The following is a 24557-nucleotide window of genomic DNA, read 5'->3' as shown; positions in this document are numbered from 1 at the left end:
CCGCCATTCTGCGTCAGGCGTTCGGAGCCGGTTGGTGTGCGGTGAGCTCCGCCTCCTGCAGCCAGTCGGTGTACCAGCGAGCGAAGGTGACCGGCTTCCCGGCCCGGTCGAGGAGCGGGACGAGGTCTACGTCGTCTGCCCGGAGGTCGGACCAGACGGTGCCGCGGTGGGCGCCGCTGATGATCAGCCACTCCCGCTGGGCGCAGCCGAGGTGAGAGATCACGATGGCGCCGGCGGTGCGCTCGGGGGCGAACATCAGAGATTCCCAGCGTTCGTCCCACGCCTCGATGGCGTCGTCGAAGTCCTCGACCTCGAAGTCCTCCTCTTCTGGACGGACGGCGAGAAGCGCGTCGAGGGCTTCGGGGTCCGGGCCGTGTTCAGGAAACGGCCGGTCGAGCATGGCCAAGTCGGCCAGCTCGGCGCCGTCCCCTTCCCAGCGCCAGCGGCCCTGCACGCGCCGAACGGGGAAAAGGCCGTATGCCGGACCCGCGCCGCCGGCGCCCACGCAGGTGAGGAAGCTCCGGTAGTCATCCGGCAACCGCACACCTACCTGCGCTTCGAGGTCGGCGAGCCCGTCATCGGTCAGCGGGTCTTCCAGGACCCACCGGTGCCCGTGCGAGCCGAACACCTCGCCGCTCGGCGACAGTTCACCCAACGCGACCACACGCTGACGGACACCATTCCACTGCTGATCGACCATGAGCAGACCGTACGGGGAACCACCGACAGCGGACCGCCCAGGTACCACGCACGGCTGCGGGACAAGCCGGAACGCTCAGTAGCCCACTGCGAGGCCAAGGGCCAACTGCGCTGCACAACCACAGCCCGCCCTGGTCCTGCTCCGTCACCGCCCCGCCTGGTCCGTTGCGGTCACCGGAGCCCTCGCCGTGATGGTGCTCATGACCACCGTCACCGGGCTGCTGGTGGCTGTCACCCGAAGGTGAGCCCCTCCCGGTGGCACGTGTGGACGTGCCACCGGGAGGTCCAACCGCCCCGTCGCGCTGGATCGGCGTAGCCGTCACGGAAGCGCGGGCCCAGCCATTTTCACGCATCCTCATCAGCGCCCCGTTGCGTTCGGCCGCCGCTCTCGACGCCGAGCTGCACGCCGCCCTGGCCGCTTTCGACGCTGCGGCCGCTCCGCGGCGTGAGGCCCTCGAGGACCCGGACGAAGACGTCCTCGCCGAGGACATCGGGTGGCGCCAGGCCCGCACCACGCTGCTCGAGGCCGTCGCACGCCACCACCAAGCTCACCTGCTCGCCGCCGTCGTCGAGCTCGGCGGTGAGCTGGAGCTCCCAGCCACCCGTAACGGGCGCTTCAGGGGCGCGGTCGCGCAGAAGGCTGCGCGGTCAGCGCCGGCCGCCGCCGATGCGGCGGTCGTCGGCCAGTGCGGTCAGCGGGCCGAACTCGCGGGCAAGCTGGGTCCACGTCAGAACCTCGCCACAGCGGTCCGGGAAGTCCTTCGGGTTGAACTCGGGCATGGTCCAGGTGCCGGTGCCCCGGTCCCGCAGCCACAGGTCCCCGTCACCGTCGACCACGGTCGGCGGGACCGGTACGGGCTCGGCCTGGTCGGTGGGGTCCCAGGTGACCCGGCCCGGGTGGGAGGCGCGACGCAGCTCGGTGGTGGCCAGCCGCGCGGCCAAGTCACGGGCCGACTCTTCGGCGTCCTTGACCGACGCGAGTCGGAATGCGTCGTCAAGTACGGGCAGGGCTGGATTCTTGCTGCGCTTGGAACTCATACGCTGACTACCTCCGGGTGGGGGCGTCACATCCGTTATGGCACCCCGTAGGGGAACACGGTATCCGAGGTGGGAGCCGGGCCGGCTACGACATCTGTCCAGGTGGAGGCGCTGGCGGTGAGGAGTTCTCCGCCGGCGAACGGCCCGCAGCGCCCAGAGCGCGGCTCCGGCCTACGAGGGGATTCGGGTCAGGAGCGCGTCGACCGTCCGGTGCGCGCGCTCGCGCGCCGCAGGCCGGTCCAGGAGCAGAGCGTCGAGCAAGAGCGGCGAAACGATCGCGGAGACCGCGTCCTCGCGTGCTCCACCGGTCAGACCGGCGGAGGAAGCGGCCGCATGGAAGGGCGACAGAAGGTCTTCCACGTACCGGCGCCGCAACTCGGCCATCGTGGAGTCCCAGGCCGCCGCCGCGACGATGGCGTGGAGGAAGCCGCCGACCGGCCGGTCACGAAGCCGGTCGCACAGTGCGTCCACCTCGGCGTGCAGGTCGGCGCGGGCCTCTCCCGTGAGGGAGACGGCAGGGCGCGGTGCGACCTCGATCAGCGCCGCGAGCACGGCGTGCGGCGTGGGCCAGTGCCGGTAGATCGTCGAGCGCGAGACGCCCGTCACGGAGTGCAGCCGTTGCGCGGAGAGTGCTGCCGCGCCCTCGGTGAGCAGCAGCTCCAGAGCGGCTGTCAGGACCACGGTCGCGGTCTCGGAGGTCGGTCCCGCGGGACGGCCGGGTTGGGTCACCTGGTTAACGGTACATCTTGTATCGGCTTTTATTTAACGCTACATTCCGTACCGGAAATCGGAGTGGGGAGGAGCCCTCATGCGACCGCACGTGGAACTGGTGGACGAGCGAGATCTGATCTGGCACGCAGGCGAGTTCGAACACGCGGAGGGCGCTGCCCGCCAGCGCAACCTCAGCTACGACGAGGAGGACGGCTCGGCCTCGCTGAAGGTCCGCTTCACCACCGACTGGTCGCGCCCGGCCGGAGTCCACCACGCGGCCACCGAGTGGTACGTCCTCTCGGGCCGCGTGACCGTCGGGGAGACGGTGCTCGGCCCCGAGGGATTCTGGATGGCTCCGGCCGGAGTCCACACCCCTCGTGTCACCGCCGAGGCCGGCACCGAGATCCTGCTGTTCCGCGAGTACGGCGACTGGCGCTTCGACCTCGCGGACGCCGACCGGGCCGGCCTGCGCCCCGACCAGAAGCTGATCGTCCTGCAGACCTCCGACATGCCCTGGATCGACGTGCGCGACGGCAGCCCCATGCGCTTCGATCTCGGCGGCACACCGGTCCCCGGCCTCTACATCAAAATGCTGGCCCGCGACGCGAAGTCAGGCTTCTACAGCCGACTGATCAAGGCCAAGCCGGGCTGGCGCGAGGAGCCGCTGGCCCACCACCCGTGCACGGAAGAGGCCTACTGCCTCGACGGCGCCTTCGACTACAACTACGGCAAGATGTGGCCCGGAACCTACTTCTGGCGCCCCGCCCTCATCCGGCACGGCGACTTCACCGCCGACGAGCGGCTGGGCTGTACGTGGATCGTGCGCTCCGACAGCGATCTCGTGGACTGGTACACCTCCGACGCCCGCGTCGTCATGGAGGGCGATGCCACCAACTGGGGCCCCGACCACCCGCACAGCGTCCCGCCGCGCTTCGTGGAACCGGTCCGCTCCCGCAGCATCGGCCCCTGGGACAACCCCTCCTACCAGTAGGCGTGGCCGCTCCCCGCCGACTGCGCTGCCACGCTCCCGCATCGCCCGCCTGCTACATCCGGGGAGTCGGCTCCAGGCGGTCGAGGGAGCCGTGGAGGCCCCTGACGAGGCGGGCCCTGGCCTGCGCGTAGGCCAGGGTGCCGAGCCCGGAGGACGTCACCGCCAGGCGCCGTCCCGCATCCGCGAGGGCGTGTGCCGTCAGTTCCCGGAGTACGGAGCCGCCCGGCAGACCGGCGAGCCGGGCTTCCAGCTCGTCCAGGACGACCCTGGCGTGGCCCGTCAGTTCGAGTGCGGCCAGGTCGATGTCTGCCGGCGGGGGAGCCGTCTCGGAATTCCAGGCAAGAACCTGGGCCGCGAGCCGGAAGTGCACCTCCCGGTCCAGCGGCAGAGCATGACCGAGTTCTCCGTACGGATCCTGCACGATCCCCGCTCCGGCCATGACAGCCCGCCTCCCCATCCAAGTCCAGCGGATCACCCGAGCCCGGCCGACGTCCCCCGCAGCGGGGGAGCGCCCGCGAGCCGCCCGCTCACCCTTCGCCTCGCGGCAGCCCTTCGGATGCACCGGTTTGGTGGCGAGCCGCTGTACACCGGCGGGGGAGGGCCACGTGGCAGGGTGCCGCGACGTCCGCCGCATTCCCGGGTACGGCAGAAGGGCCCGGATCCTTGTGGATCCGGGCCCTTCTGTTCAGTAGCGGGGACAGGATTTGAACCTGCGACCTCTGGATTATGAGCCCAGCGAGCTACCGAACTGCTCCACCCCGCGTCGCTGAAACCCACTCTACGGCACCGCGGGACCGTCTTCTCACGGCTTTGCCCTGCTCAGGGGTCTTGCCCAAGACCGGTCAGTGCCGCGTACTCGACGCACAGTGGCACCTGGAGGGGTATCGCAAGCAGCCAGGGCCGGGCGTACCTTCGCTGAACCGCGCCGAGGGCGACCGGGGACCGGATGCATGGCATCCGCCGGCCAAGGCGGTCGGGTCCACAGGTGGAGTTCATGCCGCCGTCATACTCACCCCTTGTCACCCCCTCGTCCGTTCGCTGATGATCTGCGCATGCCAGCAGACCTCCGTGCCCACCGCGCGCCGGCTCCGCCCCTGCCGCGTCGCGTGCGGATCGGGTACGGCCTCGGCTCGCTCTGCACCGGCACGTTCGCCACCGTGCCGGGGCTGATCCTGCTCTACTACCTGACCAACATCCTCGCGGTCCCGGCGGCCGTCGCCGGGGCGGCGGTCTTCCTGCCCAAGGCGTGGGACGTCCTGATCAACCCGCTGGTCGGTGTGGTGTCCGACCGCAGCCGACTGCGCGGCGGCCCCCGCCGGCCCTTCCTGCTCGCCGGCGCGTGCACCCTGCCCCCGCTGTTCGCCCTCCTGTTCGCGGCGCCCCCGCTGCGCGGCGCCGCCGCCGCCGGATACGTGGCCGTGGTCTTCCTGCTGGCCGCCACCGCGTACGCCGTCTTCCAGGTGCCGTACGTGACCATGCCCGCCGAGATGACCGAGGACCCCGCCGAACGCGGCCGGATCCTCGGCTGGCGGGTGGGCTTTCTGGGCGTCGCGATCCTGCTTTCCGGAGCACTCGCTCCGGCCCTCGCGCAGGCCGACGGGGGCAGTCCGGCGAGCTACCGGCTGATGGGGGCCGCCGTCGCCGTGCTGCTGGCCCTCGGCATGTTCGGCGCCTGGTTCACCACCCGATGGGCACCGCGGGCCGCCCGCAGCGAGTCCGAGCCGTCGCTGCGCGCCCAGTTGGCGACCGCCCGGTCCCACCGGCCGTTCCTCCATCTCGCCGGTATGTGGACGCTGCAGGCCCTCGCCGTCGGCGTGATGCTCGCCGGCGTGCAGTACTTCGCCACGTACACCCTCGGTTCGCCGACCGCCGTCACCCCGCTCTTCGCGTGCCTGATCGGCCCCCTCGTCCTCGTCATGCCGCTGTGGAGCGGGCTGTCCCGGCGGTGGGGCGTGAAGAACGCGCAGTGGGCCGCCTCGCTGCTGTTCCTCGTCGGCGCCCTGCTGCTCGCCCTCACCCCGACGGCCGGGGCAGGTCTCGGCTACGCGGCGGTCGCGGTCGTCGGAGTGGCGTACGCCGGACTGCAGTTGCTCCCGCTGACCATGCTGGCGGACACCCTCGCCGCGGACGCGGCCCGCACCGGCAAGCGCCGCGCCGCGACGTTCACCGGGCTGTGGACAGCCGCCGAAACCCTGGCGTTCGCGCTCGGCGCGGGAGTCTTCGCCCTGGTCCTCGCGGTGACCGGGTTCCGCTCTTCCGACGCAGACCACCGGGTGGCTCAGCCCGAGGCGGCCCTCACCGGCATCACGGCGGGCATGAGCGTCCTCCCCGCCGTCCTCACCGCCGCCAGTCTGTGGCTGCTGCACCGCTACCGCGAGGACCCCGCCGGGGTCGGCGCGCACGACCCCGTACCCGTACCGTCCGAACCGCCCCGGCAGGAAGAGAACAACACCCGTGTCGACTGAACCCACCCGCGCCCTGCCGGGCGGCCGCACCCCGGACGACGTGCTCGCCGAACTGCGCTCCCTGCGGGAGGGCGACGCGCCCACCCGGGGTGGCCGGACCTTCGCCTACGTCTACGACGCCGGCCTCGACGGCCTCGACGAGTTGGCCGCCGCCGCTTACACCGCGTACGCCACCGTCAACGGGCTCGACCCGACCGTCTTCCCGAGCGTGGCCCGGCTGGAGAACGACCTAGTGGGCGCCGTCGCGGCGGTCCTCGGCGCACCCGGCGCCCAGGGCACCTTCACCAGCGGCGGGACGGAGAGCATCCTGCTCGCGGTGAAGACCGCACGGGACCACGCGCGGGCCGTGCGGGGGATCACCGCGCCGCAGCTCGTGCTCCCGTCCACCGCGCACGCCGCCTTCCACAAGGCCGCCCACTACCTGGGGCTGGAGACCGTCGTCGTCCCCGTCGATCCGGTCACCTTCCGCGCCGACGCCGACGCCATGGCCGCCGCCCTCACCGACCGCACGGCGCTCGTGGTCGCCTCGACGCCCTCGTACGCCCACGGGGTGATCGACCCGGTGCCCGAGATCGCAGCGGCCGCCGCGCGGCGCGGCGTGCTCTGCCACGTCGACGCCTGCATCGGCGGCTGGCTCCTGCCCCACCTGAGGCGGGCCGGACGCGAGGTCCCGCCCTTCGACCTGTCCGTGCCCGGAGTCACCTCGCTCTCCGTGGACCTGCACAAGTACGGGTACGCGGACAAGGGCGCCTCCGTCGTCCTGTACCGGGACGCCGAACTGCGCCGGTACCAGTACTTCGCCCACGCGGGCTGGCCCGGCTACCCGGTGGTCAACCCGACGGTCCAGGGCACGAAGTCCGGCGGCCTGCTGGCCCAGGCATGGGCGGTGCTCCAGTACGTCGGTGAGGACGGCTACACCGCGTTGGCCGCAAGGGTGGCCGAGGCGTCGGACCGGCTGCTCTCGGGGCTGCGCGGGATCGACGGCCTGCGCGTCCTGGGCGAACCGGCCGCCGGGCTGGTGGCGTTCACAGCCGGGGCCCCCCGGGGCGACGCCGCCGAGGGTGGCGGTACACAGGATGACGGACCGGCGTACGAGGCGGCACCCGACCTCAGCCTCCTGCTGCACCTCGCCGACGAGATGCGGGAGCGCGGCTGGTACCTGCAGCCCCAGCTCTCCTTCGACGGCCTGCCGCCCAACCTGCACCTCACCCTGACCCCGGCCACCGTCGGCCAGGTGGACGCCCTGGTCACGGACCTCGCTGCCGCCCTCGCCGCGGCCCGCGCGCTCCCGCCGGTGACCGTGGACCCGGGTCTCGTCGAGCTGGCCGTCGGCCTCGACCCGGAGACCCTCGGACCCGACGAGATCGCCGGCGTCCTGGCCTTCGCGGGCCTCGGCGGCGACGGGAAGCTGCCCGCCCGGACGGCTCCCGTCCTCATGCTGCTGGACGCACTGCCGGGGCCGTTGAAGGAACGCCTCCTGGCGGAGTTCGTGGGATCGGTCTTCCGCGTCTGATCACCGGCCGCCAGTGGGCCGGGGCCGGGGGCCCGTCACCGCCTCGTCCGCCTCGCGCCCCTCGGCGATGCGGTCGGCCCGCGCCCCGCTCCCACCGACGCCCACCGCTGCGACCTTTGGGCCTGGCGGCGCCGGTACGTGCGGCCCAGGTGGTGCTGGAGGCGTACGTGGCGGAACTGGTACACCGCGCCCGCTTGGCGCAGCACCCCGCGCCGGTAGGCATCGTCCAGGAACGCGGCCGTGTCCCACGGCAGTTTGCCCGTCATCGGCAGCCACAGCCTGGCCCGCACCACCCAGCGCCCCCACGCGGTGAACGACAGCGCGTACGAGACCCCGCCCCCGAGACCGACGACCGTCCCTATGAAGAGCCCGTCCCACGCCTCCCAGTTCAGGTCCCCGAGGAAGCCGTCCAGCAGTGTCACGATCAGTCCGCCGCCGAAGGCGACCGAAAGGGCGAGCAGCGGGACGAGCGCCACGACCTGTCGGCGGACGGTGGCCCGGTTGGCGGCGAGCAGGCTGATCGGGTCCGCTACGGAGGCGACGTCCAGCGGCGCCTCGAAAGCCGCCAGCAGCCCGAAGACCAGCCCGGCCCCCGCACCGAAGATCAGGCCGAAGACGAGCATGTTCACGGCCACCCCCTCCAGGACCTCGAGGTTCAGCACCAGGGCCCCGTACGCCAGTTGCCGCTCGACCGCCAGGGCGCAGGCGCAGCCCACGCCCATCACGAACCCGCCCGCCATGACCGCGCCGAACCGCGCCGTGAACACCCGCAGCGGTGCGCGCGCCGGACCCCGTACGCCCGGACCCCGCGCCACGGCGCCCCGTACGGGATCCGGCCCCGGACCGCCGCCCGGCAGGCGCAGGCGTACACGGGTGGGCTCGAAGGTGCCGTCGCCCCGGGCGATCATGCCCCCGTACACGGCCGCGAAGGCGAGCCCCGCCGCGGGGCCCATCAGCGCCCCCTCCAACAGGGTTCGCCACGCGGAGAGCGGGCCGATCAGGAGGCCGATCACCCAGGTGCTGAGGGCGGCGCAGAGGGTGGCGGTCAGCGCCACGCTCAGTACGCGCTGCCGGCGCGGCAGGAAGTCGCCGATCTCCCACCAGGCGAGGTCCTGGCGTTCCCGGTCGGGGTGTGCCAGATGGTGAGCGAGGTAGCCGAGCCACTGCTCGGCCCGGTCCGGATCCCAGTTCCGCGCATGCTCCGCCCCCGGGGCACGGCGCCGGTAGACCGCCGGGACGAAGCCGGCGAGCAGGTGCTCCTCGATGGAGCTCTCGTCGGGGAACGTCTCCGCGTCCAGCAGCTCGGCCGGGTCGGCCCCGGTCCGTTCGCTGTAGAGGGTCCGGGCCAGGGCGGTCATCAGGGGGGTGCGCAGGGCTCCGGTCAGGGGCTCCCCTGCGCCACTGCCACTGCCACTGCCATCGTTGCCATCGCCCTCTTCGGACCGCTCGCGCAGCCGCTCCGTCACCGCGTCCCACACGCCCCGGCCGTGACCGCCGCCCCGGCCCCCGCTCCGCCGGGCGGTTCGCGGCAGGTAGGCGGCGACGTCGTCGACGGTGAGGTCCGCGAGCTCGATGACGGTGGCCCAGATCAGCGGCGTGCCCGCCGTGTCCACCGCCTCGGCGAACTCCTCGCGCCGGCTGGTCAGGAGGAGCGGCGAGGAGAACTCGTTGAGCCGCTCCAGGGCCCTGCCCCGCAGCCCCTCCGCCATCTCGTCGAACCCGTCCAGGACCGGCAGGACGAGATCGGCCTCGATCAGGGCGCCGGCCATCGATGTGCCCGCCGCGCGAACCGCCAGGTGCGGGTGGTCCCGTACGAGCCGTTCGGTCATCCACGCGCGCAGGGTCCTGGCCGTCGGGTCCCACGAGCCGATGCTGAAGATCACGGGTACGCGGTCCAGGGCGGTGCGGGTCTCCAGGAAGTCCTGCACGAACCGGATCGTGAGCACGGACTTTCCCGAGCCCGCCCGGCCGAGGACCACCAGGCGCCCGGAGTGCCTGCGCCGGTAGAAATCGGCCACCATGGGCAGGTCGCCGCCCAGGTCGTCGCGGTCGGGCGCCGCGGCGCCCGGCGGGAGACGTTCGACGTTTGCCTCGTGATCGCTGAGGGCGGGGTCGGTACGCCGCCACCGCACCGGCAGCGGGAAGGGGTCGTGGACCCGGCGCCGTTCCTCCTCCAGCCGCCAGCGGCGCCGGATCTCCAGCGCCACGTCACGGGCCGCGGACAGCACCTCGTCCCGGACCAGCGCCGCGGAAGGGGCCGCGGGGGACCGCAGCCGCCCGGGCTGCACCTCGCCAGGCTCATCCGCGGTGCCTTCCCCATGCGCCCCGCCCAGCTCTCCCACCACCCCGTCCGGGTGAGCCGGAACGCCGCGCCCGCTCGCGAGCAGCTCGGCCAGCTCCCTGCGGTCCTCGGGCCCGGCCGCCAGCGCCTCCTGCAGCTTCTCCAACGAGAGCAGCGTCGGGTTCGGGGCCCTGCCGCTCTCCAGCCGCCGGATGGTGCTCTCGCTCACCCCCGACTTCGCGGCCAACTCCTCCTGCGTCAGCCCCGACCGCTGCCGCATGAGCTTCAACAACGAGGCCAGTCGCACGAGTCGATCGGACGGCACGCGGCGATCCCTCCCCTACCGGGGCCGCAGGACCGGCCCGGATCGCAGGCGAGCGTAGCGGGCGGCGACCGGTCATACGTGACCGGTGCCATGACCTGTACCCCGACCTGCGCGGACACCACGCTCGGAGCAGGAGGAGTCCTCCGGCGGCCACCCGCCCCACCACCACCGGCCGCCCTCCGCAGACCCGAGGAGAAGAGTGATGACCTACCGGTTCTGGTGCGGCGAATGCGGATTCAAGACCCCCTGGGGCACCGAGTCCGAGGCCGAACGGGGGCACACGGACCACTACGCCATCCGGCACCCCGGACTCCGCCTGGGCGGCCAGGTGGAGACCGCCGCCAAAGCCCCCGCCGGGGAAGGCACGGGCTGTGTGGGCTGCACGACCGCGGCCGTCCTCGGCCTCTCCTTACTGATCATCGTTTCCGCCTGCGGGCGCTGACCGAAGCGGAGGCGATCATGACCGGTATCGCAGTACAGAGTCTCGGCGCCGAAGATCCCCGACGCCTCGGCGGCTACCGCCTGCTGTGGCGGCTCGCCTCCGGCGGCATGGGCCGGATCTATCTGGCGCGCCCGGCGGCGGGGGGCCCGCTCGTCGCGGTCAAGACTCTGCTCGCCCACGGCCCCGTGGAGCGCCTCGACCGGGAGCGGTTCGCACGGGAGGTGGACCTGGCCCGGCGCGTCGACGCCGCGTACACCGCCCGCGTACTCGACGCCGACCCCGGAGCCCCTCGGCCCTGGATGGCCATCCAGTACGTACCCGCCCCGTCCCTTGCCGATCTCGTACGCGAGCAGGGGCCGCTGGCCGCCTGGGCCGTGCCGTCCGTCGCCGCGGGAATGGTGCAGGCACTGATGTCCCTGCACGGCAGCGGGGTCGTCCACCGGGACGTCAAACCGCAGAACACCCTGCTGCCGCTGACCGGCCCGCTCCTGATCGACTTCGGCATTTCGCACGCCGTCGAACGCACGCGTACGTCGCTCACCCTGGGCACCGTCGCCTTCACCTCTCCGGAGCAGGCGCGCGGCGAGGCGTCGACCGAGGCGTCGGACGTCTTCTCCCTGGGGGCCACCCTCTTCCACCTCGCCGTGGGGCGCCCGCCGTACCGGGAGGTGGAGTCCTCGATGGTGCTGCTGGCTCATGTCCAGGGCGGAAGGCTCGACTTGACCGGCCTGCCCACCAGCCTGGCCCCGTTGATCGAGCCGTGCCTGGCGTTCGAGCCGCGCCGGCGTCCCGACCTCGCCACTGTCCTGGCGACCGCCGTTTCCGCGCCCAGGCGCGGGCGGCGCTGGCTGCCGGTGGAGTGGACGGCGACGATCACGGCGTACGAGGCCCACGGGCGCGCCCTCGACGCGGACCGCACCGCGACCGGCTCCGCGGCGGGTGGAGCCGTCGCAGGGCACGCGCCGCCGCGCATCCCCGTACTCACCGACCCCGGGGAGGCGGCCGTCCGCCAGGAGCGGCAGCGCCGGGCCGAGGAGGTCCGCCGTCGCCGCGAAGCCGAACTGCGCAGGCTGGCTCGGAACGCCGGTGCTGGTGGTGAGGGCGGTACAGGAGGTACCGGAGGGAGCAGCGGCACGGCCGGCTGGGCCGTCGCCGTGCTCCTGGCCATCGCGCTGCTCGTCTGGCAGCCGTGGACGCTCACGCAGGGGGCGTCCGCCGACGCGCGGAGCACCCCTTCCGTGGCCACCACACCCGCCTCCACCCCCAGGGGACTCCCCTTTCCGTCCGAGAGGCCCACGCCGACGCGTACCCCCGCGCCCACCCCGACGCCGGAGGCGAAGACGGGCTCGAGCACGAGCGACACGGTCCGCCCCACTCCCACTCCCACCCCGACCCCCACTCCCACTCGTGACCGAACTGAGGAGGCCTTCCGTGCCGTCCGGCAGGGTTCCTGCCTGCTGCTCTACGCCACCGGGTACCCGGGCAAGTGGAACGTGGACGTCCCGCCCGGCCCCGTCCGCTGCGACACCGAGCAGGCCCACGTCCAGATCAGCTCCGTCGTCAACGGGGACTGCCCCAGCGGCAACGGCCGGACGAACTGGCGCTACAAGACCACCAACCTCTGCCTGACGCGCATCTTCCACGTCGGCTACTGCGTCCTCGGGAAGGGGCCGAGTAACAGCCTCCAGCTCGGCACCTTCACCCTCGTGGACTGCAAGGCCACCAGGATCCCCGCCGACTACGACTACGTCCTGCACATCACCGGCGTCTACCGCGCCCCGGCCGACGCGAGCGCCGCGAACTGCCGCCGCAACCAGAATGACTCCACCGACTACCGCGCCTGGCTGATGACCGACAACTCGGTACTGGTGTGCACGATGTTCTACCGCAACACCTGACGCCTGACCGGATCCGAGAGACCCCGGGATCGTTCGCGGTGAGGCCGCGTGACGCCCATTCAGCAATACCCCCGCCGTCGTCATCACCGCGAAGTCCGCCGGGCGCAAGCTCTTCGGCCTCGCCACCGCGGGCGTCCGTCTCGCTTGACCTCTTGCGCGTCAGCCCGGCAGCCAGTTCAGCTCGTGCGCCAGGGTCTTGGCGACGGCACGGATGCGGCGGTGCAGTGGCGACTGCTCGCGCGGGAGGACCAGATGGATCGTCAGGCTGGGCGCGCCCCGCAGTGGTCGCCAGGTGAGACCGGCCGGTTGTACCGTGGCCGCGGCTTCGCCGGCCGGGGCGAGGGTGGCCCCGTCGCGCAGGTCGCGCTGAGACATGTCGAAAGAGACTGCGGGCGTGTGGAATCGGGGGCGTGGTCGGATGTCTCGGAACAGTGCGGACAGCTGATCGTGGATCACGGGGTTGGCCGCACGGTCCGGGAGTCGCAGCGGGTACGCGGCCGCGTCGGCGATCTCGATCTCCGGGTGTTCGGCCAGCGGATGGTGCTGCGCCAGCTGGACTCCGATGCGCGCCCGCCGCAGCAGGACCCGGCGCACGCCAGGGCCCGGCTGTTCACCGCGGGTGATCCCGGCATCGATGCGGCCGTCGGCGACCGCGGGGGAGATCTCCGGTGTCGCCATCGGGTCCGCGCGGACCTGGAGTCCGCTGTTGCCGCGCATCAGTCTGTCCACCAGGGCCGGTACCGTCTCGGCCCCGGCGCTGAGGCTGTATCCGATGCGCAGCGTGCCCAGTTCACCGGCCGCCGTGCTCCGGGCGGTGTCCCAGGCCCGGTCCAGTGCCGCCAGCGCGGGCGGCGCGGACTCCGCCAAAGCCGCACCGGCCGTGGTCAACACGACGCTTCGGGTGTTGCGGACCAGCAGGGCCGTACCGAGTTCCGCCTCCAACCGGCGCATCCGGGCGCTGAGTGCGGGCTGTGCGATACCGATCCGTGCGGCCGCGCGCGTGAAGTTCAACTCCTGCGCCAGCACCAGGAAGTACCGCAGGCTCACCGTGTCCGGCGCCACGTGCCCTCCCCGCCGATTGATAACGATCCGTTCTGAGCCTATCCCGTACCGGTCTTTCCCTAGACGGCAGATCAAGCCCTAACCTGCGCATACGACGATGCGACTGACCGCAGAACCCGTCGCCGGGACCGGTCGATCTGAGTGTCAATTCGAAGTCGGACGTGTCCGGCCGAACACAGGAGGCTTCCATGGCCAAGGGCTACTGGGTCAGTGTCTACCCCGCGATTTCCGACCCTGAGGGGCTGACTGCCTACGACGAGCTGGCCGGTCCGGCTGTCCAGGCCGCGGGCGGGCGCCTCCTGTCCCGGATCCCGTCCAGTGGCGGTCGAGTGGTCGCCCACGAGGCCGGAATCACGCAACGCGTCGTCCTGGTCGAGTTCGACAGCTTCGAACAGGCCGTCGCGGCATACGAGAGCGAGGCGTACCAGAAGGCGCGGGTGGCCCTCCCCGACGGCGTCGAGCGCGACTTCCGCATCATCGAAGGCATCGACTGACCACGTGGACCGGACCCCCGTCCCCCCGTCCCGCCGGATCCCCGTCCCGCCGGACCCCCGGGAAGGACGGGGGTCCCGTCATGCCCGCAGGAAGGCGAGGACCGCCAGCACCCTTCGGTGGCCATCGGTGTCCACCGGCAGGTCCAGCTTGGCGAAGATGTTGCCGATGTGCTTGTTCACGGCCGCCTCACTGATGAACAGGTGCGCGGCGAGACTGGCGTTGGTCCGGCCCTCCGCGACCAGCCCGAGCACCTCGCGTTCACGCGGGCTGAGCCGTTCCAGGGGGTCCTTCTGCAGCCTCACTAGCTGGTGGATCACCTCGGGGTCCACCACCGTCCCGCCGGCGGCGACCCGATCGATCGCCGCCGTGAAATCGGCCACCGCGCTCACCCGCTCCTTGAGCAGGTAGCCCACCCCGGCCCCGCCGCCCGAGTCCAACAGGCCCAACGCGTAGGAGCGTTCCACGTACTGGCTGAGGACGAGCACGGGCAGCCCGGGGAACTCCTCGCGCAGCCCCACCGCCGCCCGCAGGCCGTCGTCGCCCATCGACGGCGGCATCCGCACGTCGGTGACGATCAGGTCCGGCCGCTCCGCGCGCACGGCCGAGACCAGGGCGTCGGCGTCGCCGACCGCGGCCACCACCTCGTGCCCGACCCGTTGCAACAGCCCGACCAGGCCCTCGCGCAACAGGACGGCGTCTTCCGCCACGATCAGGCGATGCGACACGGAACCTCCACATGCAGCAGGGTGGGACCACCGACCGGGCTCGACACCCGCATCCGGCCGTCGAGCGCCGCGACCCGGTCGGCGAGCCCGGTCACGCCGCTGCCCGCCTCCGGATCGACGCCGCCGCGGCCGTCGTCCGTGATGTCGAAGATCAACAAGTCGGAATGGTAGCGGCCCCGCACTTGCGCGCCACTGGCCCCGCTGTGTTTGGCGATGTTCGTCATGGCCTCGTTGATCAGGTAGTACATGGTCGTCTCCAGCTTCCTGGGCAGCCGCTCGGGCAGCCGCAGGTCCACCGTGACCGGAATCGGGAAGCGGCCGGCGTAGTCCTCGATCGCCGCGACCAGCCCGTGATCGGCCAGCACCGGCGGGTTGAGCCCCCGCACCAGGGCCCGCAACTCCTGGTGGGCGGTGGAGAGCTGGCCCTCCGCCTTGGTGAGCAACTCGGCCTGGGGAGAGCCGTCCGGGGTGTCCAGCCGCAGCATCGCGAGGGTCATCCCCAGGGAGACCAGCCGCTGCTGCGCCCCGTCGTGCAGATCGCGCTCGATCCGCACCCGCTCGGCGTCGAAGGAGTCCAGCAGGCGGGACTGCGAAGCACGCACCTCGCGCAGCTCCTCGCCGAGCTCCCGGTCGCGCGGCGCCAGGAAGGTACGCGCCATGGCGGCCCGCGCCCCCGCCCACGAGGTCACGGTGTAGGGCGAGGCGAGCAGCACGATCCCGCCGAAGACCGTCCAGGGCCAGGTCTCGCCGTCCACCGAGGCGATGGTCACGGCGGGTACCCCGAAGGAGAAGCCCAGCACCAGCAGGTCCAGCCACCACAGCGCGGCCGCCGAGACCAGCGTGAACACCAACTCGCGCCAGGTCACCTGCTCCTTGAGCCGGGTGGCCACCCAGTCCTTCGGTCCCGGCCCGTCCGGCCGGCGGTGCGGATCGGGCAGGTGATCGAGGTCCACCAGCCGCAGCCTGCGGCGCTCCACCGAGGCCACCACGGTGGAGGCCAGTACCAGCCCCACCAGGGGCGCGACGCCGACCAGCACCACCAGCAGCGCCAGCCCCGCCGCCAGACCGGCGGCGAAGACCAGGACGGCCGCCGCGCCGACCACGACGCCCCCGGTCAGATAGGCCAGGGACCGCCAAGGCCAGCTCGAGGTCAGGAAGCTCAAAGGACGCTGAGCCATGGCCTGCCAGGCCGTTGTAGGACGCATGGGTTCACCGTAACCCGGCCCTTGAAGCCCGAGGGGTAGAGCTGTCTCTACCTCGGAAGTAGAGGGTGGGTCAGTGCCCCGCGCACCCCTCGTGCAGTGGAATCGACCCATGACGACAACGAGGCGAACCCCCGTACAGGACGCGGTCGAGCTCCACGGAGTACGAAAGGTCCACGGCGCCGGCGATCGCTCCGTGACCGCCCTGGACGGCGTCTCCATCGGCTTCCCGCGCGGCACCTTCACCGCGATCATGGGCCCTTCCGGCTCCGGGAAGTCCACCCTGCTGCAATGCGCGGCGGGACTGGAGCAGCCGACCGACGGGCGGATCGTGCTCGCGGGTGTGGACATCGGCCGGCAGAACGAGAAGGAGCGCACCAAGCTCCGCCGCGACCACATCGGCTTCGTCTTCCAGGCCTTCAACCTCGTCGAGTCGCTGACGGCGGCCCAGAACGTGGAGCTGCCGTCCCGGTTCGCCGGCCGCAGGGTCGGCCGCGAGCAGGTCGCGAACGCGCTCGCCGCGGTCGCTCTCGCCGACCGCGCCGGCCACCGCCCCAGCGAGCTCTCCGGCGGCCAGCAGCAGCGCGTCGCCCTGGCCCGCGCCCTGGTCACCCGGCCCGACGTGCTCTTCGCGGACGAGCCCACCGGCGCCCTGGACACCGTCACTTCCAAAGAGGTGCTGCAGATGATGCGGATGCTGGTCGATCAGCAGGGCCAGACCACCCTGATGGTCACCCACGACCCGGTCGCGGCGGCCGAGGCCGACGTCGTCGTCTTCCTCAAGGACGGCCGCATCGCCGACCGCGTACCGCTGAGCCGGGACCCGGGCAGCGCCAACGCCGCCGCGATCGCCGCCCACATGGCCGGACTGGAGGCGTGATGCTGATCCTCGCGAACGTCCGCGAACGCTGGTCCGGATTCCTCGGTGCCTTCATCGCCGTCCTGGTCGGCGTTGCCCTCATCACCACCACCCTGGTCATCTACGACTCCTCCCGCCCCACCGTCCAGCCCCGGTACGCCGGCACCGCCGCCCTGGCCCTGCCCGAGCAGGCCCTCGACGCGGACGGCAGCCCCGAGGACCGGATCCCCTGGAGCAAGGACGAGGCCGCGCCCCTCCTGACCGGACTCGATGCGGTTCCGGGAGTGGCCTCCGTCGTGGTGGACCGCTCCTTCTACGCCCAGGCGATCGTCGGCGACGAGCCCGTCACCGACGAGGGAGCCCTGGAATCCGGTCACGGCTGGGACAGCGCCCGGATGGCGCCCTACGAGCTGTTCTCCGGCCGGGCCCCGTTCGGCGACCGCGAGGTCGTGGTCGACCGGGCCCTGGACGCGGCCGTCGGCAGCGAGCTCACCGTCAACATCGCCAAGGGCCGCGAGCGGTTCACCGTCGTCGGCACCGTGGACGGCCCCGGCTACTACTTCAGCGAGGCGTTCGCCGCCGAGCAGCAGCCCGGCGTCCGCGCCATCGCCCTGATCGCCGACGAGGGCGCCTCCGCCTCCGCGATCGCCGCCGGAGCCCGAAAGGTCCTCGACGGTCAGGGCACCGTGGTCTCCGGAGACGGCCGCTCCGAACTCCAGCCCGCGTACATCGAGCACAAGCGCTTCCTCGGCGTCCAGCTCATCAGCGCCATGGCGATCCTCGGCCTGTTCACCACGGTCTTCGTCGTCGCCTCCATGCTGGTCCTGGCGACCGGCATGCGCCGCCGGGAGATCGGCCTGCTGCGGACCATCGGCGCCGGACCCGATCAGGTCCGCCGCATGATCCTCGGTGAAGCCGCCGTGGTCGGCGCACTCGGTTCGATCGCGGGATGCCTGGCCGGCGTCGCCGCCACGCCACTGCTGCGGGGCATCCTGATCGACCTCGACGTGGCCCCGCCGAACATGGGGATCACCGTCTCCGCCTGGCCGCTGCTCACCGCCACCGTGATCGGTGTCGGCGTCAGCGTCATCGGGGCCTGGGCGGCCGGCCGCAAGGCCGCGAAGGTGGCCCCGATCGAGGCCCTGCTCGACAGCCGGTCCGCCAACAACACCATGGGACGCGGGCGCTGGATCGCCGGTCTGGCAGTCCTGGGCACCGGTGTGGTCCTCGCCATCGGCACCGCCACCACCGCTGCCGACAACCGGATCAACATGGCGATCTTCGCCACCATGACGCTCATCGTCGCGGCGGCCCTGCTCACCCCCGTCTTCGTGGGCCCGATCGGCCGCGCCCTGACCGCGCCGTTCCAGCGCGGGGGATCGGCCGCTCCGGTCCTGATCCGGGCCGAACTCGTAGCCAACTCCCGCCGCGTCGCCTCCCTGGTGGCCCCCGTGATCGCCGCCGTCGGGTTCGCGGTCCTGCTCAGCGGCATCGTGGAGACGATGCGGGTGGCCTACCCGGCGGGCGAGGCCCTCAAGGTCTCGGGCCAGACGATCGTCACCCCGGCCGGCACCCCCGGCAACACCGACGAGGTCGTCGCCGCCAACCCGGTGGGCAAGGCCGCCCTGCCGACCCGCGCCTTCGTCTCCGCGGCCGCCGACGCGCGAGCCGTCCTGGACGTCCTGGGCACCCGCGACCAGCGGTGGAACAAGCCGGGCCAGGCCGTCCTCGGCGAGCGGACCGCCAAGGAGCTGGGCCTGAAGCAGGGCGGCAACGTCCCGGTCCGGTTCGCCGACGGCACAACCGTCACCCTGAAGGTCGGCGCGGTACTGCCCGACGACCCGGCCCGGGGCGACTTCGTGGTCGCCCGTGACCTGGTACGGGCCCACGACCCGGCCGCGCTCACCGACGACATCTTCGTCCCGGCCGGAGCCGAGGCGTCCGACGCCGTCCCCGGCACCACCCTGCACGACGCCACGGAGTACGCCCTCGCGGACTACAACACCGACTCCCAGCTCACCGACAGCCTGGCCGACATGCTCATCTTCATCGCGGTCGGCTACAGCGTGATCGCCGTCGCCAACAGCATGGCCATGGCAGCCCACGGCCGGCGCCGAGACTTCGCCGTCATGAAGTCCGCCGGCGGCACCGTCCGCCAACTGCTCCTCCTGTCGGTCGGCGAGACCGCGATGGTCGTCACCGTCGGCGCCGCCCTCGGCATCCTGGTGACGCTGCCCCCGCTGGCAGGCATGGCCTCCGGCCTCTCGCAGGCCACCTCCTCCGACGTGGACCTGACCCTGAACACCGGAGCCATCACCTGGGCAGTCATCGGCACCATGCTGGCGGCGATCGCGGCCGGGGTCACGGTCACCTGGCAGACGCTGCGAAGGAAGACCGCATAGACGGCACGCACGCCCGCGAGGCCATGCTGCACACCAAGACGCCGGCCCCGGCGACACCCTCCCGGGGCCGCCGCTCGCGTACGCGCGCGCCCGGAGCACGGCTTCAGCGCGATCGTGGGCGCGGGGTTGAGGAACCCGCAGGAGAACCAGCGGGTCGAGTTCTAGGTGACCCAGAGGCAGAGAGACCCGCAGGCTGCCGACGTCGGAGCCGGCTGTGAAGAGGTCAGAATCTGTCCTACATAGCCTCTAGCCTGCGGTTTATGCAGAAATACGAGGACGGCGTCGAGATTCTTGTCCCCGCGAGCCCGGCCGAGCTGGAGGCGTGGCTCGACGAGCATCACGGGGAGCGGACCGCGCTCTGGGTGAAGATCGCCAAGAAGCATTCCGGCATCCCGTCGCTCACCTGGGAAGAGATGGTCGACACGGTGCTCTGCTTCGGCTGGATCGATGGTCTGCGGCGCGGCTTCGACGACACGTACTTCCTGCAGCGCACGACACCCCGCCGCCCCCGCTCGCCCTGGTCGCAGGTGAACGTCGACAAGGCCCAGGCCCTGATCGCCGAGGGACGGATGCGCCCCCGCGGCCTCGCCGAGGTCGAGGCAGCGCGGGCGGACGGTCGCTGGGCGACGGCATACGCCTCGCAGAAGAACGCCACCGCACCGCCGGATCTCGTCGAGGCGCTCGACGCGAACCCGGCGGCCCGGGCGTTCTACGAGACGCTCGGCAAATCCGACCAGTTTGCCCTGTACCTCAGCTTGGTCACCGCCCGCACCGAGAAGACCCGGCTGGCCCGCCTGGAGCGGATGGTGGCGACGATGGCGAGGTCCGAGCGGCCATCATGAGTTCCGCCTGCGGTGCGAGGGCCCGCACGGCCACCGCCACGCTTGGGTGGCCGATGAGATGGAGCGGATGCAGCTCGGGACAGCGCTCGAACTGCTCGGGCAGCTCGGCCACACGGATGACTGTTCGCCGATTCCGCCGTGACCGCCTTCCAGACCCGCTGTCGGGGCGCGCGGCTGGGCGATCCGCTGCCGGGGGAGTTGCCGTCACCCCGTGACGTGACCCGGGCCGCAGCGCGTCCGATGTTGAGGATCCCCCCAACGGCACTGCTGCGGCACGGCGTTGGCCCCGCGGTCTTCACGCTCCGCTCCTTCATGGGTACGCTCCGTGCGTCATGGTGGGGTCCAAGTGGAGCCCGGACTCGGGGGATGCTTCGTGATCGAGCAGGCGTACGTTCAGGCCGGCGACAAGCCCACGCCGGCGCTCAAGGACATCAGGGACCGGATCGCGAAGGCGGTGGACGAGACGGAGGGCAGCACCGGCCTCAAGCGCCTCGCGTGCTGGCTGCAGATGCCGGTCGATTCCGCCTTCGGGAAGATGATGGACGTCAACTGCCAAGGGCGCGCCAAGGAGGTAGGCGCTCTGCTGAGCCCCGGGAAGGAGGGGCTCTTCACGCCCGCAGACCTCGGGTCGGTCCTCAGTGCCTCGGTTGCGTGGACGGGCATCGACACGGCCCTGAAGGCCGAGCGCGCCGTGTACGTCAACGGTCCGGCCGAGCACGTGGGCGGGGCCAAGAGCAAGTTCACCAGCGGATTCCACGTGATCGTCTTCCTGGCTGTCGGGAAGGAGGCCGACGACCGCGTCTACTACCTGGGCCTCGACCCGGACGTCAGCGCCACGACGGAGTCCCGGGCGGCGTGGAAGACGCTGGTCGAGGGGGAGCCCGAGACGAAGCCGGAGGAGTTCACCGCGGCGAAGAGCCTGCGGGTCGTCAAGTCGATGATCCTCGGCGACCAGGAGGGCGGCTTCGGCCCGCTGATCCGCAAGTACTACGTCGACACCACCGCGAAGTTCCCCAAGATCAAACGCTTCGGCTGAGCGCATCGGGCGCCGTCGAACACGACCTGCCCGGGACGGGGTGCGTGCGCGGCGGAGTCCCGCACCCGAGGCAGACATACACGGCCAGCGCGGCAACGGCAACCCGCACGCGAGGCGTACGGTCCAGCCCGCGGCATGTGACTTCTGCACCAACTGATACGACCTCTTAGTCCCAGCCACCCGCAGACAATGCCACCGGCCAGAGGGAACAGGGGGACAATCACAGCTGTGGCAGCAGTCGTGAAGTCGGGATTCGTCGGAACATATGAGCCCCAAGGCGTCCGAGCCACGGCGAGGGTCTCTCCAGGCTTGTGATCGGCTACCACACGCACTTTGTGGACGCCCCCGGTACGCTCGCTCGCCAGGTGCCCTGCACATTCGATATAGCTTCCCCCGCGCCCGCCGACCACCCTTTCGCAAGCGGTCAACACCAGGTGATCTTCCTTCCCGATCAGGCCGAGTTGCACGGCGGCCGTCACCGCAGAGAAGCCTGCCGTCCCAAGCAGTACCACCGCGATGACAAGCCAGGCGATGGCCGCCACACGCCGTTGCCAGCCTCGCGCTGCGTCACCCACGGGTCATCATCACCAGCGACACTGGCACAGCGACGAGGCCGCAAACCACGAAGAGCGCACCCACAATCCGCACGAATCGCTGCGGCGGTACTGATCGAGTCTGGCTCTGCTGCCGTGGGCTCCGCTCAAGGCCTTCCACCACCAGCGCGCGTATCCGGGCAGACCCGCGCCGCGACGCGAACACCCCTCCCAGCGCAACGGCCAGGATCCCCCAGATCAACAGGAACACGTCCGGAGACGCCTCATTCTGAACCGCTAGCAACGACATGCTCGGAATCCTTTACTCAGACGCAGGTACCGAGTACTGACGAGCCGCGCCGACAGCCGGCTTGTGTCATGTCGGCGGTGTGAGTACCGGCTGCCGGGGGCCGATCCTGGTGGTCCGCCATCGTCCAGCAGCAGGAAACCCGTATCGGGCGGGCTGGAACCAAGCGGCCATCACGGCCGCGTCGGCACAGATCCACGGTCTGCTCGCCGAATCTCTCCGGATGCCAGGACGGACGTTGCGGCGCCGACGAAGAGCACGCCTGGGATCGCGAACATGATGCGCTGATCACTCTCCAGGACTGCCTCGTACCGGCTCTGGGTGATCTCGACCGTGCCCCGCGCATACGGCGTCGTGTCGAAGGCGAAGTAGCGGCCGTCCTTTACCTCGGCCGACTGCAAGTTCCTCTCTGCGGCGAAACTGATGATGGTCATCGCGACGCCCGCCAAGGCCAATGCCCCAAGCGTCAGCTGCACCCTGCCGGACAGGCACCGGACTGCCAGCCACAGCGAGTGCCGGTCCGCGCGCGTCACGATCCCACGCACCAAGGCAGACATGAAGATTGGGAACAACAGCACGAAAATCACTGGCACCAGCCACCTCAACCCGCTCAGCGGCAAGGATCCAGGAAGCCAGGTGAGCGCGGCCAGCACCAACAGCACGGCCCCGAGCACGGTCGCGATTCCGCCGTGCCATTTGAATGTCCACCCCATGGCCTGCAGCTTGGCATAGGGACGGTTCAAAGTCGTTGCCGGACCTCGGCAACAATGGCCGCCTTCCAGAGCACCAGGCGATCTTGATCTTTCCGCTCCGATACAGGGCGCGTGAAGGCGAGTTCGCCGTCGAGGTCCCGAGCACGGGTGAGGGGGTGTTCGGTGCGGACGGGCAGGTGCACGCTAGGGCGCTGAGCGGCCGCTTCTCATCTTCCTGTGGTCAGTCCGATGATCCAAACGAAACGGCCTAGCGGTGCCTTGCTCAGGCGAGCTGCACCGGATCGGTGTTCGGACCTCGGGCCGTGCCCGCTTTCCCTGTACCGCTGCCACGCCGGTCGGCCCGCCACCCACGGTCACCGTGTTCGTTACGCGGGCTGTCGAGGTGTCGATGACCGACAGGGTGTTCGAGTCGAAGTTGCTGACGTTAGACGAGGGAGCCGTCCGGGCCGACGGCGAGGCCGTTGGGGCCGTCTCCCACGGCGACGGTTTCCGTGACGGCGCGGCCGCGGGTGCTGATCACGGACACGGTGTCGGACCCGATGTTGGCGACGTATACCTGTCGCCCGTCCGGTCGCACCCCGATTCCCGCAGGCTGGTCCCCGACCGGGATGCGGTCCGTTTCCGCGCCGTCATGGACGTCGACCACCGACACGTCGTCCGAGGTCAGGTTGGAGACGTACAGGCGGCGGCCATCGGGGGTGAGTACCAGAGCGGTCGGTCCGCTGCCGACAGGGATGGTGCCGGTGACCGTTCGGGTGGCGGTGCGGACCACTGAGACGGTGCCGGACGCGGCGTTGGCGACGTACAGGGTGCATCCGTCGGGTGTCACCGCCACGCCCAGCGGGGCATCGCCCACCGCGATGGTGTCCGTCACGGCACGGGTGCGGGTGCTGATCACCGACACGTTGTCCGACCCGACGTTGGCGACGTAGACGTTCCGGTTGTCGGGAGAGACCGTCACTCTGCTCGGTTCGTCACCGACAGCGACGGTGGCGATGACCGTCCTGGTACGGGCGTCGATCACCGATACGGTGTCCGACGCGGAATTGGTGATATAGACGCGGGAGCCGTCCGGGCTGACGGCCACGCTGTCCGGTCCGTCCCCGACGGGAACGCTGTCCACGACCATGCCGGTTCCGGTGTCGACGACCGACACCGTGTCGGAGTGGAGGTTGGCGATGTAAACGAGGGCATCAGGCCGCGGGGACAGCCCGACTGCCGTCGTCCCGACGGATGCGCCGGCCAGGTTTCCCGGTGCCATTAGCGCCGCTGTCACTCAGAGCACCACGGCTGCTCGCTGCGCCAGGTCTTGACTCCTCGTCATGGGACCACGCTAAGACTCGGGAGCGGAAAGCCACGTAAGGCTCACGCTCAGGCTGACCGAACGGCGCATCGCGGCCGCCGCCTACGCCGACTCCGTCTACACCGGCCGCACCCTGGGCAACCCTCCCAGGGCACAACCTCGGATGCTCCCGCGGCGGGCTGCCGCTCCGGCGCCGGGGAATCCGGGCGGTCATCCCGCAGCCGTCCGACCAGATCGCCATCGCCTACCAGGCGCGCACTCCACCTCGCGGGCATCCTCATCTGGACCTGACGCTGACCAAAGAGGCAGAACCTAGGCCGTCTCGTTCGGATCATCTGGGCAGGGCGGCCAGGCGCTCGGCTGCGCCGCGGCGTGCATGGAGGGGCCATCGGCGTGACGGCTGCGCCGGTCCGCTGGACGGGCGCAGCCGTCGGAGTTCTCGGCCTCGGCCCGTGATCAGCGGATTGGGTCTGGCGCGGGGAGGAGATCGACTTGGATGTCGGTCGGCCGGCCGGAGTCGAGGAGCACGGTACCCATGAGGCTCCTCGGCCCCCAGGGGCCTGCGGTGCCCCGACGGGGGTCGCCCTTCGCTGTTGGCGGCCGCGGGTGTGCGCGTGAGCTGGGCCAGCTGTCGGCGGAACGCCTTGCCTGCTGCTGGCGAGGGCGATCCGCACAGTGGGTATGGCGGGGGCGGTAGGCACTTCCTCCCCGTGCC

General features: G+C 71.3%; 23 protein-coding genes and 1 tRNA gene. 10 read left to right on the top strand and 14 right to left on the bottom strand.

The annotated features are described in order from the left end of the window. Positions 1-13: 13 nt before the first annotated feature. The 4 genes from OG276_RS40215 to OG276_RS40200 form a co-directional block, all read right to left on the bottom strand. Positions 14-700: an SMI1/KNR4 family protein gene (locus tag OG276_RS40215; RefSeq protein ID WP_266914717.1), complete on the bottom strand. Its 687-nt coding sequence runs from the start codon at positions 698-700 to the stop codon at positions 14-16. 344 nt (positions 701-1044) lie between these two features. Next, positions 1045-1251: a hypothetical protein gene (locus OG276_RS40210; RefSeq protein WP_266914715.1), complete on the bottom strand. Its 207-nt coding sequence runs from the start codon at positions 1249-1251 to the stop codon at positions 1045-1047. Between the two features lie 96 nt (positions 1252-1347). After that, entirely contained in the window at positions 1348-1737 is a 390-nt protein-coding gene (locus tag OG276_RS40205) for a hypothetical protein (protein WP_266914713.1), read from the bottom strand. A 171-nt stretch (positions 1738-1908) separates the two neighbouring features. After that, positions 1909-2466 (bottom strand): TetR/AcrR family transcriptional regulator C-terminal ligand-binding domain-containing protein, encoded by a 558-nt coding sequence (locus tag OG276_RS40200; RefSeq protein ID WP_266914711.1) that lies wholly within the window; start codon positions 2464-2466, stop codon positions 1909-1911. A gap of 79 nt (positions 2467-2545) precedes the next feature. Between OG276_RS40200 and OG276_RS40195 the strand changes: the two genes are divergently transcribed. After that, a complete protein-coding gene (locus OG276_RS40195) occupies positions 2546-3439 on the top strand; it encodes a DUF4437 domain-containing protein (protein WP_266914709.1) in 894 nt (297 codons plus the stop codon). Between the two features lie 52 nt (positions 3440-3491). On the opposite strand, the gene OG276_RS40190 is transcribed toward OG276_RS40195, so the two are convergent. Continuing rightward, on the bottom strand, positions 3492-3878 hold the full coding sequence (locus OG276_RS40190; RefSeq protein WP_266914707.1) for a DUF6415 family natural product biosynthesis protein: 387 nt from the start codon (positions 3876-3878) through the stop codon (positions 3492-3494). A gap of 250 nt (positions 3879-4128) precedes the next feature. Next, a tRNA-Met gene (locus OG276_RS40185) sits at positions 4129-4202 on the bottom strand. 289 nt (positions 4203-4491) lie between these two features. Here OG276_RS40185 and OG276_RS40180 point away from each other — a divergent pair. Then, positions 4492-5904 (top strand): MFS transporter, encoded by a 1413-nt coding sequence (locus OG276_RS40180; RefSeq protein WP_266914705.1) that lies wholly within the window; start codon positions 4492-4494, stop codon positions 5902-5904. Beyond that, the gene (locus tag OG276_RS40175) at positions 5894-7417 is read left to right on the top strand and encodes an aminotransferase class V-fold PLP-dependent enzyme (protein ID WP_266914703.1); all 1524 of its coding nucleotides are present in this window, start codon (positions 5894-5896) and stop codon (positions 7415-7417) included. Before OG276_RS40180 ends, OG276_RS40175 begins: the two co-directional genes overlap by 11 nt. A 35-nt stretch (positions 7418-7452) precedes the next feature. Here OG276_RS40175 and OG276_RS40170 read toward each other — a convergent pair whose 3' ends face one another. Beyond that, positions 7453-10023: a helix-turn-helix domain-containing protein gene (locus OG276_RS40170; RefSeq protein ID WP_266914701.1), complete on the bottom strand. Its 2571-nt coding sequence runs from the start codon at positions 10021-10023 to the stop codon at positions 7453-7455. Positions 10024-10225: 202 nt separating this feature from the next. On the opposite strand from OG276_RS40170, the gene OG276_RS40165 reads away from it, so the two are divergent. Then, the gene (locus tag OG276_RS40165; RefSeq protein WP_266914699.1) at positions 10226-10465 is read left to right on the top strand and encodes a hypothetical protein; all 240 of its coding nucleotides are present in this window, start codon (positions 10226-10228) and stop codon (positions 10463-10465) included. Between the two features lie 17 nt (positions 10466-10482). After that, on the top strand, positions 10483-12363 hold the full coding sequence (locus tag OG276_RS40160) for a serine/threonine-protein kinase (RefSeq protein WP_266914697.1): 1881 nt from the start codon (positions 10483-10485) through the stop codon (positions 12361-12363). Positions 12364-12522: 159 nt separating this feature from the next. Here the strand turns inward: OG276_RS40160 and OG276_RS40155 are convergent, their stop codons facing one another. After that, on the bottom strand, positions 12523-13425 hold the full coding sequence (locus tag OG276_RS40155) for a LysR family transcriptional regulator (protein ID WP_266914695.1): 903 nt from the start codon (positions 13423-13425) through the stop codon (positions 12523-12525). Between the two features lie 188 nt (positions 13426-13613). Here OG276_RS40155 and OG276_RS40150 point away from each other — a divergent pair, with 188 nt between their 5' ends. Further along, positions 13614-13919, top strand: coding sequence for a DUF1330 domain-containing protein (locus OG276_RS40150; RefSeq protein ID WP_266914693.1), 306 nt, complete (start codon positions 13614-13616; stop codon positions 13917-13919). A 78-nt stretch (positions 13920-13997) separates the two neighbouring features. Here OG276_RS40150 and OG276_RS40145 read toward each other — a convergent pair whose 3' ends face one another. Both OG276_RS40145 and OG276_RS40140 read right to left on the bottom strand, forming a co-directional pair. Next, a complete protein-coding gene (locus OG276_RS40145) occupies positions 13998-14645 on the bottom strand; it encodes a response regulator transcription factor (protein ID WP_266914691.1) in 648 nt (215 codons plus the stop codon). Beyond that, the gene (locus tag OG276_RS40140) at positions 14630-15850 is read right to left on the bottom strand and encodes a sensor histidine kinase (protein ID WP_266914689.1); all 1221 of its coding nucleotides are present in this window, start codon (positions 15848-15850) and stop codon (positions 14630-14632) included. The genes OG276_RS40145 and OG276_RS40140 overlap by 16 nt, the downstream gene beginning before the upstream one ends. Before the next feature lie 109 nt (positions 15851-15959). Between OG276_RS40140 and OG276_RS40135 the strand changes: the two genes are divergently transcribed. From OG276_RS40135 to OG276_RS40120, 4 genes are all read left to right on the top strand, one after another. After that, entirely contained in the window at positions 15960-16727 is a 768-nt protein-coding gene (locus OG276_RS40135) for an ABC transporter ATP-binding protein (RefSeq protein WP_266914687.1), read from the top strand. Further along, on the top strand, positions 16727-19108 hold the full coding sequence (locus OG276_RS40130) for an FtsX-like permease family protein (RefSeq protein ID WP_266914685.1): 2382 nt from the start codon (positions 16727-16729) through the stop codon (positions 19106-19108). Before OG276_RS40135 ends, OG276_RS40130 begins: the two co-directional genes overlap by 1 nt. A gap of 260 nt (positions 19109-19368) precedes the next feature. Beyond that, complete coding sequence (locus tag OG276_RS40125) at positions 19369-19950, top strand: YdeI family protein (protein ID WP_266914683.1); 582 nt, start codon at positions 19369-19371, stop codon at positions 19948-19950. A 373-nt stretch (positions 19951-20323) separates the two neighbouring features. Then, on the top strand, positions 20324-20986 hold the full coding sequence (locus tag OG276_RS40120; protein WP_266914681.1) for a hypothetical protein: 663 nt from the start codon (positions 20324-20326) through the stop codon (positions 20984-20986). 567 nt (positions 20987-21553) lie between these two features. Here OG276_RS40120 and OG276_RS40115 read toward each other — a convergent pair. The 4 genes from OG276_RS40115 to OG276_RS40100 all read right to left on the bottom strand — a co-directional run bounded on the left by OG276_RS40115 (position 21554) and on the right by OG276_RS40100 (position 23800). Continuing rightward, positions 21554-21829 (bottom strand): hypothetical protein, encoded by a 276-nt coding sequence (locus OG276_RS40115; RefSeq protein WP_266914679.1) that lies wholly within the window; start codon positions 21827-21829, stop codon positions 21554-21556. Between the two features lie 170 nt (positions 21830-21999). Further along, positions 22000-22569 carry a hypothetical protein gene (locus OG276_RS40110; protein WP_266914677.1) on the bottom strand — a complete coding sequence of 190 codons (570 nt, stop codon included), beginning with the start codon at positions 22567-22569 and terminating at the stop codon, positions 22000-22002. Positions 22570-22722: 153 nt separating this feature from the next. Next, on the bottom strand, positions 22723-22929 hold the full coding sequence (locus tag OG276_RS40105; RefSeq protein ID WP_266914916.1) for a hypothetical protein: 207 nt from the start codon (positions 22927-22929) through the stop codon (positions 22723-22725). A 34-nt stretch (positions 22930-22963) separates the two neighbouring features. Beyond that, positions 22964-23800, bottom strand: a complete 837-nt coding sequence (locus OG276_RS40100) for a beta-propeller fold lactonase family protein (protein ID WP_266914675.1) — start codon at positions 23798-23800, stop codon at positions 22964-22966. Positions 23801-24557: the final 757 nt, after the last annotated feature.

The organism is Streptomyces sp. NBC_00086, from assembly GCF_026343255.1.
Classification (GTDB): domain Bacteria; phylum Actinomycetota; class Actinomycetes; order Streptomycetales; family Streptomycetaceae; genus Streptomyces.
The sequence above is the reverse complement of the archived record's forward strand: the minus strand, read 5'-3'. Positions and strand labels throughout refer to the sequence as shown.

What these genes read in the sequence shown, in the direction of transcription:
- OG276_RS40215 (WP_266914717.1), bottom strand. Translation starts at nt 700, where the DNA reads ATGGTCGATCAGCAGTGGAATGGTGTCCGTCAGCGTGTGGTCGCGTTG.
- OG276_RS40205 (WP_266914713.1), bottom strand. Translation starts at nt 1,737, where the DNA reads ATGAGTTCCAAGCGCAGCAAGAATCCAGCCCTGCCCGTACTTGACGAC.
- OG276_RS40195 (WP_266914709.1), top strand. Translation starts at nt 2,546, where the DNA reads ATGCGACCGCACGTGGAACTGGTGGACGAGCGAGATCTGATCTGGCAC.
- OG276_RS40190 (WP_266914707.1), bottom strand. Translation starts at nt 3,878, where the DNA reads ATGGCCGGAGCGGGGATCGTGCAGGATCCGTACGGAGAACTCGGTCAT.
- OG276_RS40180 (WP_266914705.1), top strand. Translation starts at nt 4,492, where the DNA reads ATGCCAGCAGACCTCCGTGCCCACCGCGCGCCGGCTCCGCCCCTGCCG.
- OG276_RS40165 (WP_266914699.1), top strand. Translation starts at nt 10,226, where the DNA reads ATGACCTACCGGTTCTGGTGCGGCGAATGCGGATTCAAGACCCCCTGG.
- OG276_RS40160 (WP_266914697.1), top strand. Translation starts at nt 10,483, where the DNA reads ATGACCGGTATCGCAGTACAGAGTCTCGGCGCCGAAGATCCCCGACGC.
- OG276_RS40150 (WP_266914693.1), top strand. Translation starts at nt 13,614, where the DNA reads ATGGCCAAGGGCTACTGGGTCAGTGTCTACCCCGCGATTTCCGACCCT.
- OG276_RS40140 (WP_266914689.1), bottom strand. Translation starts at nt 15,850, where the DNA reads ATGCGTCCTACAACGGCCTGGCAGGCCATGGCTCAGCGTCCTTTGAGC.
- OG276_RS40135 (WP_266914687.1), top strand. Translation starts at nt 15,960, where the DNA reads ATGACGACAACGAGGCGAACCCCCGTACAGGACGCGGTCGAGCTCCAC.
- OG276_RS40130 (WP_266914685.1), top strand. Translation starts at nt 16,727, where the DNA reads ATGCTGATCCTCGCGAACGTCCGCGAACGCTGGTCCGGATTCCTCGGT.
- OG276_RS40125 (WP_266914683.1), top strand. Translation starts at nt 19,369, where the DNA reads ATGCAGAAATACGAGGACGGCGTCGAGATTCTTGTCCCCGCGAGCCCG.
- OG276_RS40115 (WP_266914679.1), bottom strand. Translation starts at nt 21,829, where the DNA reads ATGTCGTTGCTAGCGGTTCAGAATGAGGCGTCTCCGGACGTGTTCCTG.
- OG276_RS40100 (WP_266914675.1), bottom strand. Translation starts at nt 23,800, where the DNA reads ATGGCACCGGGAAACCTGGCCGGCGCATCCGTCGGGACGACGGCAGTC.